We start from the raw sequence: 15150 nt of genomic DNA, 5'->3' as shown, positions 1-15150 counted from the left end.
TATGAAAGCATGAGCGGTAGCAACATACTGCGGATTTTCAGGCTTGGTTCAAGGCTTTCAATGAAACGTCAACAGCCCCTAGTCATGGAGCTGTCTCCATTATTAAGGGCGGGAATAGAGCGGTTTACTTTTTTGTCAGGTGAGAGGTTGATGAGTTTACGGAAAGCTGCTCGCGGTCATGCTTGTGAAATAGGGGTGTCTGAAACAGATAGTAGACAGAGGTAGTGATGGCATAAAGGCAATCATTCACCCCTTCGGTTCTCCACGCACGAAACGCAAGAATATACCCAGCACACCATATATGTACTGGGAAAGTATCTTTGAGGAACGCCATGGAACTATAGATGGCGTTCCGAAATTTACCAGTATTGGTATGCGTGCCGTTACAGCTCATTCTTTTGCGTGGTGAGCGTTTTATGCGTGAAATAAAAGATCAATATCCGGCTAAGTTTACCGCCGCCGCAGGTGCCGTTCGCGGTTTTCCTGCTTTTTCTCCTCACTTTTCCTGAGCAGTACATAGACAGCGCCATTGCCGCCATGCTCGCGCTGGGCACTGTGGAATGCCAGCACTTCCTCGAACTGTGGCAGCCAGGTAAAGACATAGCTTTTCAGTTTGGCCGGCGGATTGCTTTGTTCACCCCGGCCATGAACCAGCAGGATGGTGCGCAGGTCAAACCGGCGGCAATCATTGATGAACTGGAAAACCTCAAGCCGCGCTTCTTTGGCGGTTTTCAGGTGCAGATCCAGCCGTGCATCCACCGGATATTTGCCCAGGCGCAGCTTTTTGAATACGCCTTCCTGCACGCCGTCCCGTTTCCATACCAGCATGTCATGGGGTTTGACCCTGACAGGGTTTTCCAGAGACAGAAAGTTGGGATCATGTAGCTCCTGCTGCGCGGCCTCCCGACGCTGCTGTTGGCCGGGGGTTTTCTCTGCGGTCTTACGGATATCGGCCTTCGGTCTGGTTTTCAGGGGGCTGACATCCTGCATTTCCTGCAGGAAGAAGGAAAAATCGTCGTTACTCATCTCGCTCAACCGGTACGGCTGGAATCGCTAGGATAACAGAGTCATATCTCTGTGCAGAGTGTTATCCGTGGATCGCGTAAAGACGCTATACGAAAGTACCTCGTTTCTATAGCATTGCGCGCCGGATTTTATCGCCCTGCAAGAGTGACTCACTGCACAATGATCACCTTTTTTTCTGACCAACAGGCATTGCACCGCGATGTCAAAGAAGTGCTGAGTGGTGAGCTGGTACCCAGCTTCGAGGTCGCCCAGCGTACCGACATTGTTCTCAAAGCCATTGAGACGCGGGGACTCGGGCCTGTCATGGCACCGGCACAGTTTGATACCGATGCTGTGCTGACCGTCCATGATCCTGACTATGTCGCCTTCCTGCGTGGTGCCTGGGACGAATGGCATGCCCTGTTCCCCGATACGACACAGGCGATGCCTTACTGTTTTCCCGCCCGTGGTTTCCGGTCAATCTGTCCGGCGCACATTGAGGGCAGGCTGGGGTATTACTCCGCGGACCTGACTGCGGCCATTATGGCCGGTACCTGGGAGGCTGTCTGGGCATCCGTAGAGTGTGCCCTGTCAGGGCAGCAGCAGATTATTGCAGGGGAAAAGTCAGTATTCAGTCTTTGTCGTCCACCTGGACATCACGCAGGGCGTGACCAGATGGGTGGCTACTGTTACCTGAATAATGCCGCCATTGCGGCGCAGGCATACCGGGACAGCGGTTGCCTGCGTGTTGCGATACTCGATGTGGATTACCACCACGGCAATGGTACTCAGTCGATCTTCTATGACCGTGCCGATGTACTGTTTACCTCGATTCATGCCGATCCTGCGTGGGATTATCCCCATTACCTCGGATATCAGGATGAAATCGGTGTTGGTGATGGCAAAGGATACAACCTTAACCTGCCACTGCGGCTTAACAGTACCTGGGCAGACTACGAACCGGCACTACTGGCGGCGCTGGAGCGTATCGCCGTTTTTCAGCCAGATGTGCTGGTGGTATCGCTTGGGCTTGACAGCTATGAACACGATCCGATTTCCAGCTTCAAGCTCGATGCCGAAAAGTACACATTCATGGGACAACGGATCGCCGAGCTTGGCCTGCCCACCCAGTTTGTCTTTGAAGGCGGGTATGCAGTAGACGCCCTGGGTACCAATACCGTCAATGTGCTGGAAGGTTTCCAGCAGTACTGAATCCCGTAACCGGACCCGATGCCGTGATTATTCTTGATCACCCGTCGGGTTCGCTGTGTCTGTTGTGTTGTTTCAACAGGAGTGTCTATCGTTGAAAGCGTTGATTTCTGGTGTTTTGGCTGCAGTGAGTGTGGGATTGGCCGTGTCTGCCGTTGCGCAGGAACCGCCCCGTTTGAATGTGTATAACTGGTCCCACTATATTGCTGAAAATACGGTGTCTGACTTTGAGGCCGAAACCGGTATCAATGTTACGTATAGCCTGTACGACAGCAATGAAATGCTGGAAGGTAAGTTGCTGGCCAGCCGATCCGGTTTTGATGTTGTCGTGCCTTCAAGCTATTTCATTCCCAACCAGATCAAGGCCGGCGTTTACCAGGAACTGGACAGAAGCCGTATTCCTAACTGGCAGAACCTCGACCCGATTCTGATGGAAAAACTGGCTGCTTTTGACCCGGATAACCGTTATGCCATTCCCTACATGTGGGGCACTTCCGGCATTGGTTATAACGTCGAGAAGGTGCAGGCTGTTCTGGGAGATGAGGCGCCGCTGGATAGCTGGTCATTGATTCTTGAGCCTGAGAATATCAGTAAGTTGTCAGCCTGCGGTGTGGCCATCCTGGATGATCCCATGGATGTCTTGGCATCTATTCTGGTTTACCAAGGCAAGGATCCTAACAGCGAGAATCCTGAAGATTGGAAACAGGCTGGTGAACACCTCGCGAAGCTGGTTCCCCACGTTCGCTATTTCAGTTCCTCGCAGTTTGTGGATGGTCTGGCCAGCGGCGAACTGTGTGCAGTGCTGGGTTATTCCGGTGGTGTGCTGCAGGCAGCAGAAATGGCCAAAGGGAATGGCATGGATATCCGTTACTTCGTTCCAAAGGAAGGGGCTGCCGTCTGGTACGACGTTCTTGCGATGCCGAAAGACGCGCCAAATCCTGACAGCGCCTACCAGTTCCTGAACTATATCCTGGAGCCAAAGGTGACGGCGGATATCAGCAACACGGTGGCTTACGCCAATGCCAACCAGAAGGCGACACCGTACGTAAATGAGACCCTGCGTAATAACCCGGGTATCTATCCGACAGACACATTGTTGAATACGCTGTTTGTCGTGAAGGCACCGGAAAAGCGTATTGTTCGTACCGTCACCCGCGCCTGGAACCAGGCGAAGCGCACCAGCTGATTGTGTGATCGGCTGAACCGGTTATAGTAGATGCCGGTTCCCGCCTGCCAGTCATGCTGGCAGGCGGCCTGTGCTTCATCAAAGAATAATGATAACGAGGTACCACTGATGAAAACGCCGATCAGCCTGTGGATGGATGACCCAGCCATCCAGAGTCAGGCGCGCCCACGTCTGGAATCCAACCTTTCAGTCGATGTTGCCATCATCGGGGCCGGGTTTACCGGCTTATGGACCGCCTACTACCTGAAGAAACACAATCCTTCCCTGACCATTGCCATTGTTGAAGCCGAGTATGCCGGGTTTGGTGCCTCCGGACGCAATGGTGGCTGGTTGATAGGCGGCTTGATGGGGGAAGATCAGCTCCTCTCAACGTTACCGGAGGATGAGCGGCGGAATAAAAGACAGTTATTGTTTTCTATTCCGGATGAAGTGGCCGCAGTGCTGCACCAGGAGCAGATTGACTGCCATTATCGTAAGGGAGGCGTGATTTATGCCGCCGCCCGTTATTCTGAACAGGAAGTTCGGCTCAGGCAGTGGCTTGATGAACTCTACCATACAGGCTGCACTGAAGCGGATTTTGCCTGGCTGGCCCCCGAAGCATTGTCAGACAAGGTCAATGTATCCCAGGGGTTAGGCGCTATCTACTCTCCCCATTGTGCCACCATTCAACCGGCGCGCCTGGTACAGGGATTGGCAGAGGCTGTCGAGCGTCTGGGCGTGACTATTTATGAGCTGAGCCCCGTCACGGACTGGCAGCCTGGCAGGCTGACAACATCTGCTGGACAGGTCGAAGCCCAATGGATTGTTCCTGCCGTGGAAGGGTATGCCACAAGCTTATCGACACTGGGACGGTATCAGATTCCCGTTCAGAGCATGATTGTTGCGACAGCGCCAATTGGTGAGGCTATCTGGCAAAGCATTGGTTTACACCAGGGGGAAGCCTTTGCCGACAACAGCCGGATGGTCACCTATGCCCAGCGAACGAAAGACAATCGTCTGGTATTTGGCACCCGTGGTGGTTACCGGTTTGGCAGTCGGCTTCGGCATGATTTTCAGCTGTCCGCACAGGAAGTGGCGGAGCGCCGTACCTTACTGGAGGCCCTCTTTCCGGTTCTTAAAAATATTGAACTCACCCACGGCTGGGGAGGCAATCTCGGTATGGCGCGGGCTTTTCAGCCGCATATGCTCTGTGACGAGGAAAATGGTATTGCCCTTGCCGGTGGTTATGGCGGGGAGGGTGTCGGTGCCAGCAACCTGGCCGGCCGAACCCTGGCGGAGCTGATCACAGGGCAAACAACACAACTCACCGAACAACCCTGGGTGATAAAAGGTTCCGCGTCCAGACATCTGCGACGCTGGGAGCCAGAGCCTCTGCGCTGGCTGGGTTATCGTCTGATATTGGCGGCTTTATCGCGGGAAGAGGTAGTACTGTCGAATCTTGAAACGTCGCAGTGGCGTCGTCGTCTAGCGGTTGTTTTGTCAGACCAGTTGGAGAAACTGATGGATTGAGTCATAGAGACAGGTTCATGCCTGTTTCATCGGGCGGGTTGATGACAACATCCCGCGCTCGCGGGAACAGATTGAAGTCTGTCGCACTGGCTATGGTGTAAGCACCCATCTGGTGTCCAATCACGAGGTCTCCCATTGACAGGCGTGGTAGCCGGATATCCTCGGCAATCACATCAATACTGTCGCAGGTCGGGCCTGATAATACGGCGTGTTCCCGCTCATGTTGATCACTGAAGACTGTTAAAGGATAGCGTCTGTAGTCGTAAAGCTGGCCGCTGAAAGAGCCGTAAAGTCCGTCATCCAGATAATACCAGCAGCGGCCCTGCCGATGTGCTATGCCCATAATCGAACTGACTGATGTGGCGGCTGGCGCTGCAATATAACGGCCAGGCTCGGATATGACCTGTACATGAGCCGGCAGTGCGGTGAGCGCTGTACGGATTTTGCTGCAGAACGTATGAATGGACGGAACCTCGTCAATATAGGGTACGGGAAAACCACCGCCAATATTGAGGACTCCCAACCCCCGGCCATTCAGGTACTGGAGGGAATCGTTGATCAGGCCTGCGCAAGTGAGGATAGCGCGCACGTGGTTATCGGGATTGGGGCACTGCGAACCTGCGTGAAAGGAGAGCCCTTTCACGGTCATCCCCATGCGTTGCGACAGCTTTAGCAAAAGTGGCACCTGTTCCGGTGAACAACCAAACTTCCTGGAGAGATTGATGGGGGATGAGGGATTGGGAAAGCTCAACCGCAGTAACAAGGCCACACGCTGACGATAAGGGAGAAACTTCTCCATTTCCTGGGGGCTGTCTACGACAAATGTAGTGCATCCGAACCGCAGGGCTGAGCGAATATCAATATCCCGTTTGATGGGGTGGGTGTAGATGGTATGGCGTGGTGAAACTGCCATCTGGCGCAGCAAATCAATTTCACCACTGCTGGCCAGATCAAAGCCAGCGCCAGCCTGGGCCAGTGTTTTCAGAACGGACAGATGTGGCAGGGCCTTGATTGCAAAGTAATGCTGGACGCCGGGCAGCGCCTCACAAAGCTGCTGGTATTGTTGCAACACTTTGGCGCAATCAATGACCATCAGTGGGGAGCCGAAGTCAGTGACCAGTGACTGCCACTGGGTTGCAGCCGATGCCTGGGCTATTGTGATCGTATTCATGATGGCTTCATCAGTGAGAGAAATGAGGCAGGTAATGCAAAGGCGGCCTGATGTAATGTCGGCGTATAGTATTTCGTCGTAATACCTGAGGTGTTGTAGCGCGATGTCAGTGTCGTGAGAGGGGTAGCGCGTAAAGCATTGTTATCGGTTGCCCAGGCCAGCGTCATGAGTCCACCCACATAGGTGGGCACAGCGATGGTGTAGAACGTTGTATCTGAAAATAGCGAATGCAGACGATGTGCGGATGTTGCCAGCTCGTCAGGCTGCATAAAAGGGACACCGTTTTGGGCAACAAACAGGCCACCGGGTTTCAGGCAGTGTTTGCAGGCTTCATAAAACGTTAAACTGAACAGGACTTCGCCTGGACCGATAGGATCGGTACTGTCAGAAATGATGACATCGAAGCGCTGCTGTGTCTGGTTGACAAAAGCCATGCCATCATCAATGACCAGCGTCAGTCTGGGATCATCAAAGGCGCCCTGGCTGTGGCCTGGAAGGTATTCACGGCAGGTTTGGATGACAGCTTCATCAATTTCCACCTGGGTGATGCGTTTAACCGTTTGATGTTTCACCACTTCACGCAAGATGCCACCATCTCCCCCGCCGATAATCAGCACCTCCTGTGCATCACCATGAGAAAATAGTGGGACGTGGGTCAGCATCTCATGATAGATGAACTCATCCCCCTCAGTGGTCTGGATAATCCCATCCAACGCCATGATGCGGCCGAAGCGGGTATTCTCAAAAATCACCAGATGCTGATGAGGGGATTTATGCTCAAACAGTAGCCGGTTGATTGCGAAGGTCTGGCAGTAATCATCCAGTAGTGTTTCGTGAAACAGGTTCATGGTTGCACGATACCTCGCAATGCCTGGTGAATATCGACGCGTTGAGGGGAAAAGTTTCGCTTGAGAACCGTGATGGCCTGTTCCGGCGAGGCATCACCGCACATGAAAATATCAAAGGCGGCAAACTGTCGTTCAGGCCATGTATGGACACTGATGTGGGATTCTGCCAGTACTGCCACACCCGATATCCCGCCATTGACGGTGAAATGGTGTAGGTGGATATGTAGCAGTGTGGCACCACAGATATCGACACAATCCCGCAGGGTGTTTTCCATGATAGTGAGATTGTTGAGCGGCGCCGCCTCCCACAGATCCAGGATAAAGTGCTGGCCGGCAAAGACTTTGCCATCACGTTGAATAAAATGATCCTTTGACATCTTGGGGGAAGGTGAGTCGTGCCACTGGCTTGGTTGCCCGTTGAGAGCGGGTACAGCCTCTGGTGTCGTCGCAGGATGAATGGGCATCTGGTGTTGTCTCCCTGCATTTAATGGCTCGTTAACCGCCACGAGAACGACATGTTCAGAACTTATGGTGGTGTACAGGTTTCAGGAAATTATAAAAGTAGGCGTTCCCCGACGATTAGCCTGTTTTTTTTTAGGATGAAATGACGGAAGGTTGTGGAGACATCACGATATTCAGTTGGAAGTGTTTGACCTGTGCCCGGAGCTGTTGTTCAGCGGCACTTCGCAACAAGTGTACATCGTCGTTAGTAAGTGTGCTTTTACCTGTTGGTATAGCGAGCTCAATATTGACCCATAGCCAACGACCCAGACAGATGGTATGTATCTGATAGTGTAGAAGTCCGATTTTAGTTGCCGCGGCGGCCAGCGCTTGCTCCAGGGCGTGAGTGAGTCCCGGCTCTGCAATATCCTGCAGTAACAGCTGGCGAAAATTTTTTCGCAGTGTCGCCATAGGTAAGCGAATCAGGAAAACCAGCAGCAATAAGGTCAGCACGGAGTCAATATAGGGGGTGACCGGGTGGGTGTCTCCCATGAAACAGGCCAGTGCAAATGCCACCATGGCAGTCGCGCTCACAGAGGCATCCACCACCCACTCCTGATATTCAAAGTAGATAAGCGGTGACTGAATCTTGCGGTAAAGGTACAGGAAGCCAATGGCGGTTGCGCCACCGACCAGGGTCGAGAAGACTTCATAGATGAGTGCCAGGTCAAACGCTGGCAGGTTACCTCCCTGGACAATTTGATAGGCGGCAACCGACAGCAGGACACTGCACAGGGCCAGCAGGATCAGAGATTCAAAGAGCAACATCAGGGGTTCCAGCGTAGCAGAGCCAAAAGGTCGTTCCGCAGAAACCGGTAACTTCACCAGTCTGGCTACCCTGACGTTGGCCAGCATCGTCAGAGTACAGAGCAGCGAGTAGCCCCCATCCAGCATCACTGCGCGGGAGTCACTGCAGAGCGCGACAACAATACCGGTGATACCAAAAAACAGTTCCAGAACAACGGAATAACAGAGAATGTTCCGCTCGGTCAGCATAAGGTGTCAGGGCAGTTTTCAGCGAATAAGTGGGCAGGTGTTGTTAATTGTGATGGATTGGATCGTGTTATCTGAAACGGAACGTGAACGAGCGGTGAATGCTGGCATGCGTTATATCCTGTGGTTTTTGAAAGATGCCTGATTGGCAAGAACAGCATAGACAAGTTCATACAGGGGGAGGGGTTTATGCGGATTACGCTTCAGCACAAAGGTGCAAAACCAAAAAAGAAAGACGTGCCGGATGGTTACTCGCTATTTAACAACATCCATGTTGTTCACCGCTAAAAAACGGCATGCACCTCGTTAGAGCTTTCCACATTACAGACCGAATCATCTGCGCGCTGATACGTGGTACTGATCAGGCTGACGCTCCAGGCTGGCAGAAATCCATTAAGAAAACCGCTGACGCCAATCACGTTTTTGTCCTCTCCCTGACAGAACGTCATGTCAGTGAATACGCCACCTGACGTATCGCCTTTCCGGGTTCCGTTCAGCGTATAGCGGCTATAGGCTGTATTAGCATAGGCATTCTGAAATCGGGGATATACACCGGATCCATCACGCATTTGAAACTGGCTGGTTTTATCTGCCGACCAGGTTTTGTAATAGAAGCCGTCATCCACCACCTTGAAAAAGGCGTGTGGCTGCGCTTCGTCCGTCCAGCAGCCCTTTAGCCATGAAGGGGGGTGGATGGAGGCGTCAGGGATACCACGGTCAGAACGGATAGTGCTTTTTGTTTCTGAGTCGACGTCATCCGGAAAACCATCGGGGCTTGGCATATCTGAAAACGCAGGCACTGAAACCAGCAGTAAACACGCCAGACACTTTTTCATTCAAACCTCGCATTGCTTTGTTGAACAGGCGAGTGAAAAGATAGTTGAGTCGTTAGCTATACGACTGAACAATTCTTTATTAACGATCGATACGCGGTACTTAGATCCTGCTTCAGTGTTTTGTGGCCGTTAATCAGGTCATCCTTTTCCAATACAGCCTGTTCATCATCAATCTCATCCTTCCCGGCGATAGTGGGATAACCCTGCTGTGGTGTTTAAAGTGGTTTCTCACATCCCGATCCGTGATTGCCGCAGGATGTCAAAATCCGGCTGCAGCGTTGACCCCGGTCATCTTTTTGAACGACAAAATCCCGATAATGTCGATTGTCCAACAATCGACATATTAGAGAGTGAAACGTGATCAAGGGGATCCGTCTGTCTGGAACAGATAACGTAGCCACGTTGCTCCAGGATGCAGCGAAAGGCGAGACTGTAACAATTATTTCCGACCGGAATGAGGTACTGGGGACTGTAACGCTCCTGCAGGCGATTCCGTTCGGGAACAAAGTCGCCCTGAAGCCATTTGCGGAAGGGGACGAGTTGGTAAAAGGCGGCTGTCCGGTAGGCCGGGCGATCTGTGCGATTCCTGTGGGCCAGCTGGTGCATGTCCAGAATATCCGCAGCCTGCGGCTGGACATTCCGGAACCTGTAATCCGGGAAATTATCAAGCAGATGGCTATCGAGGAAGACGCAGCATGAAAACCTTCAAGGGCTACCAGCGTGCCGACGGTTCCGTCGGCATTCGTAACCATATCCTGATTATTGCCGTGGATGAGTGTGCCGAAGGGATCGCGCGCGCCATCAGCGATAAGGTTGCCAACAGTGTTGTCGTGACTAACTACAACACCTGCATGTACGGCGGCAACGAGGAAATGATTTCCACCATGATCAACACCGCCTGCAACCCGAACGTTGCCGGTGCGTTGGTGATCGCCATGGGTTGCGGCAGTATTGATCCGGAAATCGTCGCCGGGCCAATACGCGAGACCGGTCGTATGGTCGATACCCTCACCTGCATTAAGGCCAAGGGTACCCGTTCTACGATCAGCGTTGGTATTGAAAAGGCTTCCATCATCGCCAGGGAAGCAGAAGCCTGTGAACGCATTGATGCACCGATTGAAAAACTGTTCGTCGGCATTAAATGCGGTGGCTCCGACACCAGTTCCGGCATCGCCTCCAACCCCAGCGTTGGCCGTGCGGCTGACAAGCTGGTGGACATGGGCGCTTCGGCTGTCGCCGGTGAACTGCTGGAGCTGTTGGGTTGTGAAGATATCCTGCGCAACCGCGCCGTGACCCCGGAAGTGGCGGACAAGATCGAACGCCTGATCAGCGAAGAAGAAAAACGTTGGCATGTGGAAGGCACTGAAGTTGAAACCATGAGTATTGGTAACAGCGTCGGTGGCCTGACAACCCTGGAAGAAAAATCCCTGGGCGCCCTGGGCAAGACCGGCAGTCGTCCGATACAGGATGTACTGCGTATCAACTCCCGCCTGACCGACACGCGTCATGCGCCGGGTATGTACCTGTCTGAAGTCACCATGCTGTGTGGTGGCGCGGGCATGCATTTCGCGGCCCTGGGCTGCCAGGTGATCCTGTGGACGACAGGTGGTGCCGGGTTCAATAACCCGATCATTCCGGTTATCCGGGTCAGCGGTAACCACAACCTGATCAACGATGATATCGATATCGACGCCACCGGCATCATGCGTGGTGAAGACAGCATCGAAGCGGTATCTGAACGGATTATTGAAAAGCTGGAAGGCGTCGTTAACGGTGAGCAGACCGCCATCGAAGAGATCGGTTACGCCTACTGCACGCTTTACCAGAAAGACCAGCGCCTGGAAAAAATGCTCTGCATTGAGCCGGCCTGATACCCACAAATGATTCTGAATCCGGCGTCCTTAACGGATGCCGGAACAGGCACCGCTTTGCCCAAAGAAACGTTACGAGTGATTCGGGGTAGACAATGAAAATTACTGACATTGAGGTGATTCACCTGCGCGTTCCTGCGCCGGGTGAGGTCTGTGAATGGGGCGAAGACGCGATCATCGTCCGCGTGCATACCGATGAAGGCATTACCGGTATCGGCGAATCTGACAGTTCCCCGATGGTCATCAAGGCGCTGATTGAAACACCGAACTCCAACCTGTACTGCTACGGCCTGAAAGAACTGCTGATTGGCGAAAACCCGCTGGAAATCGCACGACTGTGGCAGAAAATGTATTGGTCTTCCAACTATGTTGGACGACGTGGTGCAGGTATTCACGCGATCAGTGCTATCGATATTGCCCTGTGGGATATCGCCGCGAAATATTACAACGTTCCCCTGCATACCCTGTTGGGTGGCAAGTTCCGTGATCGTATTCGTACTTACGGCACGTTTATTCCGGCAGATCATCCGGAAGACAACCGTGAGATTGCCCTGAAGCTGGTTGAGAAAGGCTTCAAGAGCCTGAAGTTCGGCGGTGGCGTTCTGGGTGATGATCCGGACACCGATTACCAGATCGTCAAACATGTCCGTGACGCGATTGGTTACGAGATTGAGCTACAGATCGATCTGGCCACCAAGTGGGGTACGGCCGGTCATGCGCTGCGGATGTGCAAGCGTCTGGAAGCGTTCGACCTGAACTGGATCGAAGAGCCTGTGCTAGCGGACGACATCAAGGGTTACACCAAGCTGGCAGCACAGGCGACCCAGAAGATTGCCGGCGGTGAAGCACTGACAACCCGTTACGAATTCAAGGATTTCCTTGAGCGTTTCGACCCCAATATCGTCCAGCCGGATATTACCCGCTGCGGCGGCATCACCGAGATGCGCAAGATCTACGACATGGCCCAGCTCAACGGTGTTCAGCTGATTCCCCACGGATTCAGTACCGGTATCCTGCTGGCGGCATCCGTGCATTTCCTGGCTTCCTGCGAGCATGGAACCCTGATGGAATACTCCGAGAGCACCAGCCCGCTGGTGAACGACAACGGACTTGTGGTCAATCCGATTGCGTTTAGTGACGGCTTCCTGGAAGTGCCGGATCGTCCGGGCCTGGGTATTGAGCTCAATGACGAGTTCATCAAGGAATTTCAGGTCAACTGATTTAACCGCCGCCTTCTTATGAGGGCGGTTTAATTCACTTCAATTAACCCTGTTTCGGGATTCAAACCCGGGTATCACCATGAACAGAACAGAATTAACCGGCGTTCTGGTAGCCATTCTCTGCGCTATCATCTGGGGTTCCTCTTATGTGTTCTCCGCCGTTTTGTCTGACAAGATTGACCCTGTCGTTTTTGCCATCATCCGTTATGGTCTGGCGTCACTGGGGCTTCTCGTTGTTTTTGCGTTTTCCAAAAAGAAAATTTGGCTGAACCTGAAAGATGCGCCGATCATGGCGGTCTCCGGCATTATTGCCCAGGCGGTATTCTTCTATACTTCCCTGCTGGCCCTGCGTTATATTTCTGCGTCTGAAGTCGGCGTAATCAACGGTATGATTCCGATCTTCACCCTGCTGGTGAGCATTGTCGTGTTTCGCAAGATTCCGACGGCCATCCAGACAGTGGGTGTTGCCCTGTCATTCATTGGCGCGTACTGCATCGCCAGTGACCCCGGTAACAAGTTCTCCGGTATTAACATCGGTCACGCCTACATGGTGATTGGTGTGATGGGCTTTGTGATCTCGACGTTTATCAACAAGCGTTTGGGTGACCGTTATGACGGCCTTTCTTCCATGATGTACCAGTTCATGTTTGCGACTGCCGCGCTGGTTATGGTGATGTTTGCTCAGGGAACCGACTTCTCTCAGGCGGCCATTATCTTTGATAACGGTTACTACCTGTTCTGCGCGCTGGCACTGGGTTTCCTGTGTTCGGGTGCGGCCTATGTCATGTACTTCTACTCCCTGCAGGCTGCGGGTGTAGAGCGTGCCAACATGGTTCAGAACCTGATTCCGTTGTCCGCCTATGTGCTGTCCATCTTTATGTTGGGCGAATCTGTGACGCTGCAGAAGAGCATGGGTATCCTGCTGGTTATCGTTTCCCTGTTCATCTTCAACATGACCAAGGAGCAGGTTATGGGCTTCTTCCGTCGTGAGCCGAAGCTGCCGATGCCTTCATAAGAAAACGGGGAATAATTTCCCCGTCGTTTACTGAAGCGCCTCTTGCTGGCGCTTCAATTTGTGTCCCAGTTCCGTAAATGTGCTGATATTGTCCCTTGCCAGTACGCCTGCCTGTTCAATATTGCCCTCACAGATGGCATCAACCAGTGTCTGGTGACTCAGCGCACTGTCGCGAATGCTGTAATCGTAGTGGGTCATTTGCATGTAAATGATCATCTGGTTGGCAACCATGTTATACATTTTGGCCAACCGTTGGCTCTCGCTCAGGTCGACAATTAGACGGTGTAATTCAAGATCCTGCTGGCTGACGTCATCAACATCGGCATCATCCCGTGCACACAGTGCCAGATAGCCATTGAAGAAGGCGATCAACCGGTCACGTTTCTCCTGGGTGATACGCTCGGCCGCCATTCTCGCGGCCTGGCTCTCCAGGGCAACACGCAGATGATAGATTTCCCACAGGTCATTGTCGTCCATTGTGATGACTTGCCAACCGGCATACGGCTTCTGGGATATCAGCCCTTCACTGGCCAATGTATTCAGAGCCATTCTGACGGTTGTCCGGGAGAGATCCAGGGTTTTGGCCAGGCTGCTTTCGACCAGTTTGTCGCCGGAGCGGTAATCCCCCGCGAGGATCTGCTCCCGAAGATAGTTGGCCGCTTGCTCTTCAAGACTTTGTTTCGATATTTTCATGGTGTTGCTATAGCCGCCATGGGGGGAAGTCACGTTATGGAAATTGGGTGCCGGCACCTGTTTGCGGCAGGGACTCGTGACTTTTCGTGGATTCCTGATGGGTGCACATTGCATTTGGCGCAGCATGATACAGGATTTTGCCGTGGACGTGGTGTTGATTAAGCGGAGATTGTTAAAGAAAAACACGGTTTTTCTATAACCATGGAACGAAGAGAAGTGGAAGTGAAAATGTCTGACTGGTTATATCAGTTAGTTATGTTTAAATATTTAATATTTCCAATATTTAATATTTAAAAATTCCTTTGTTTTTTAATAATAAAACGCTGTTTTTGAATTGACTTAATGTTCTTGTTTTAATAGCTTATATGATTCCATTAATAAGAGGCTTCTTTTTATTTGTCTTTGTGATTTTTCAATTCATCGCTCGTTGAGTTGCCATGGAGGGTGTGTATGCCGTTACCGTCTATTCGAACGAGCAGGGGAGTTACCCTTGTTGAGATGTCATTTGTTTTACTCATTATTGTTGCCATCGTTGCAATGGCCTTTTATTCCTACAAAGTTTACAGCGGGAATCCCAGACATATGGAAGCCGCTTTGCTGGCGCATGAAATCAAACAGGATGTTAATCTTAAGCACCAGACGAAGCGCGAATTACCCGAACCTTATGTATTAAGTCATGTGAGTCGGAAAACGGTTTCGGGTGCCGAGGTCATCAGAGATGGAAGCTCGGGCGTGAGGGTGAATGTCTATCTGAAAGGGGATTCAGCCAATACGGCAACAGGCAGCCAGGTTTATACGTTGTATGGGAACCTTGTGAATGATGAGCTGGCATGGGTGGATTGCGGTAAAGACTGCGTGAAAAATGCCGTTGATATCCCGCCAGCTGCGCCTGTGCCTCCTGTTGCCGGTGGCAACAATAATGGTGGTAATGGCGGCACAGGAGCAGGGGATGATGGTACTGGTTCGGGTGGGCCTGTGATTGATCCTCCAACCGGTATCAGTGCATATTCTGGTTTGATCTGGCAAGAGTTTTCCGGACACTTTTTTACGCTGCCTTGGCAAGTTCCTGTTCATACTTGAAAGGTGCCAAGTA

Annotated in this window: 16 protein-coding genes; 9 read left to right on the top strand and 7 right to left on the bottom strand. The window is 52.3% G+C overall.

What is annotated here, in order from left to right:
• Positions 1-225 (top strand): hypothetical protein (locus ABD892_RS15520; RefSeq protein WP_345196796.1); only part of this gene is annotated, 225 nt, incomplete at its 5' end.
• A gap of 225 nt (positions 226-450) precedes the next feature.
• Here ABD892_RS15520 and smrA read toward each other — a convergent pair.
• Positions 451-1026: a DNA endonuclease SmrA gene (gene smrA, locus ABD892_RS15515; protein ID WP_345196794.1), complete on the bottom strand. Its 576-nt coding sequence runs from the start codon at positions 1024-1026 to the stop codon at positions 451-453.
• 159 nt (positions 1027-1185) lie between these two features.
• On the opposite strand from smrA, the gene ABD892_RS15510 reads away from it, so the two are divergent.
• From ABD892_RS15510 to ABD892_RS15500, 3 genes are all read left to right on the top strand, one after another.
• A complete protein-coding gene (locus tag ABD892_RS15510; RefSeq protein WP_345196793.1) occupies positions 1186-2217 on the top strand; it encodes a histone deacetylase family protein in 1032 nt (343 codons plus the stop codon).
• Positions 2218-2308: 91 nt separating this feature from the next.
• Positions 2309-3400 (top strand): extracellular solute-binding protein, encoded by a 1092-nt coding sequence (locus ABD892_RS15505; protein ID WP_345196792.1) that lies wholly within the window; start codon positions 2309-2311, stop codon positions 3398-3400.
• A gap of 108 nt (positions 3401-3508) precedes the next feature.
• The gene (locus ABD892_RS15500) at positions 3509-4909 is read left to right on the top strand and encodes an NAD(P)/FAD-dependent oxidoreductase (RefSeq protein ID WP_345196791.1); all 1401 of its coding nucleotides are present in this window, start codon (positions 3509-3511) and stop codon (positions 4907-4909) included.
• A 1-nt stretch (position 4910) separates the two neighbouring features.
• On the opposite strand, the gene ABD892_RS15495 is transcribed toward ABD892_RS15500, so the two are convergent.
• From ABD892_RS15495 to ABD892_RS15475, 5 genes are all read right to left on the bottom strand, one after another.
• Positions 4911-6080, bottom strand: a complete 1170-nt coding sequence (locus tag ABD892_RS15495; RefSeq protein ID WP_345196790.1) for a type III PLP-dependent enzyme — start codon at positions 6078-6080, stop codon at positions 4911-4913.
• Positions 6077-6928, bottom strand: a complete 852-nt coding sequence (gene speE / locus ABD892_RS15490; protein WP_345196789.1) for a polyamine aminopropyltransferase — start codon at positions 6926-6928, stop codon at positions 6077-6079. The genes ABD892_RS15495 and speE overlap by 4 nt, the downstream gene beginning before the upstream one ends.
• Positions 6925-7392 carry an adenosylmethionine decarboxylase gene (speD, locus tag ABD892_RS15485; RefSeq protein ID WP_345196787.1) on the bottom strand — a complete coding sequence of 156 codons (468 nt, stop codon included), beginning with the start codon at positions 7390-7392 and terminating at the stop codon, positions 6925-6927. Before speD ends, speE begins: the two co-directional genes overlap by 4 nt.
• Positions 7393-7522: 130 nt before the next feature.
• Positions 7523-8425, bottom strand: a complete 903-nt coding sequence (locus ABD892_RS15480) for a cation efflux transmembrane domain-containing protein (RefSeq protein WP_345196786.1) — start codon at positions 8423-8425, stop codon at positions 7523-7525.
• Between the two features lie 281 nt (positions 8426-8706).
• Positions 8707-9258 (bottom strand): hypothetical protein, encoded by a 552-nt coding sequence (locus ABD892_RS15475; protein WP_345196785.1) that lies wholly within the window; start codon positions 9256-9258, stop codon positions 8707-8709.
• Positions 9259-9615: 357 nt separating this feature from the next.
• Between ABD892_RS15475 and ABD892_RS15470 the strand changes: the two genes are divergently transcribed.
• The 4 genes from ABD892_RS15470 to ABD892_RS15455 all read left to right on the top strand — a co-directional run bounded on the left by ABD892_RS15470 (position 9616) and on the right by ABD892_RS15455 (position 13364).
• Entirely contained in the window at positions 9616-9957 is a 342-nt protein-coding gene (locus ABD892_RS15470; protein ID WP_345196784.1) for a UxaA family hydrolase, read from the top strand.
• Positions 9954-11129, top strand: coding sequence for a UxaA family hydrolase (locus ABD892_RS15465; RefSeq protein WP_345196782.1), 1176 nt, complete (start codon positions 9954-9956; stop codon positions 11127-11129). The genes ABD892_RS15470 and ABD892_RS15465 overlap by 4 nt, the downstream gene beginning before the upstream one ends.
• A 95-nt stretch (positions 11130-11224) precedes the next feature.
• Positions 11225-12349 carry a mandelate racemase/muconate lactonizing enzyme family protein gene (locus tag ABD892_RS15460; protein WP_345196781.1) on the top strand — a complete coding sequence of 375 codons (1125 nt, stop codon included), beginning with the start codon at positions 11225-11227 and terminating at the stop codon, positions 12347-12349.
• A 79-nt stretch (positions 12350-12428) separates the two neighbouring features.
• Entirely contained in the window at positions 12429-13364 is a 936-nt protein-coding gene (locus ABD892_RS15455; protein ID WP_345196780.1) for a DMT family transporter, read from the top strand.
• A gap of 27 nt (positions 13365-13391) precedes the next feature.
• Here ABD892_RS15455 and ABD892_RS15450 read toward each other — a convergent pair whose 3' ends face one another.
• Positions 13392-14057, bottom strand: coding sequence for a GntR family transcriptional regulator (locus ABD892_RS15450; protein ID WP_345196778.1), 666 nt, complete (start codon positions 14055-14057; stop codon positions 13392-13394).
• A gap of 498 nt (positions 14058-14555) precedes the next feature.
• On the opposite strand from ABD892_RS15450, the gene ABD892_RS15445 reads away from it, so the two are divergent.
• Positions 14556-15137, top strand: coding sequence for a hypothetical protein (locus ABD892_RS15445; protein WP_345196777.1), 582 nt, complete (start codon positions 14556-14558; stop codon positions 15135-15137).
• Positions 15138-15150: the final 13 nt, after the last annotated feature.

It is taken from the genome of Kistimonas scapharcae (assembly GCF_039540975.1).
GTDB lineage: Bacteria > Pseudomonadota > Gammaproteobacteria > Pseudomonadales > Endozoicomonadaceae > Kistimonas > Kistimonas scapharcae.
Note: the sequence above shows the minus strand (reverse complement) of the source record. Positions and strands in the feature narration are given on the sequence as shown.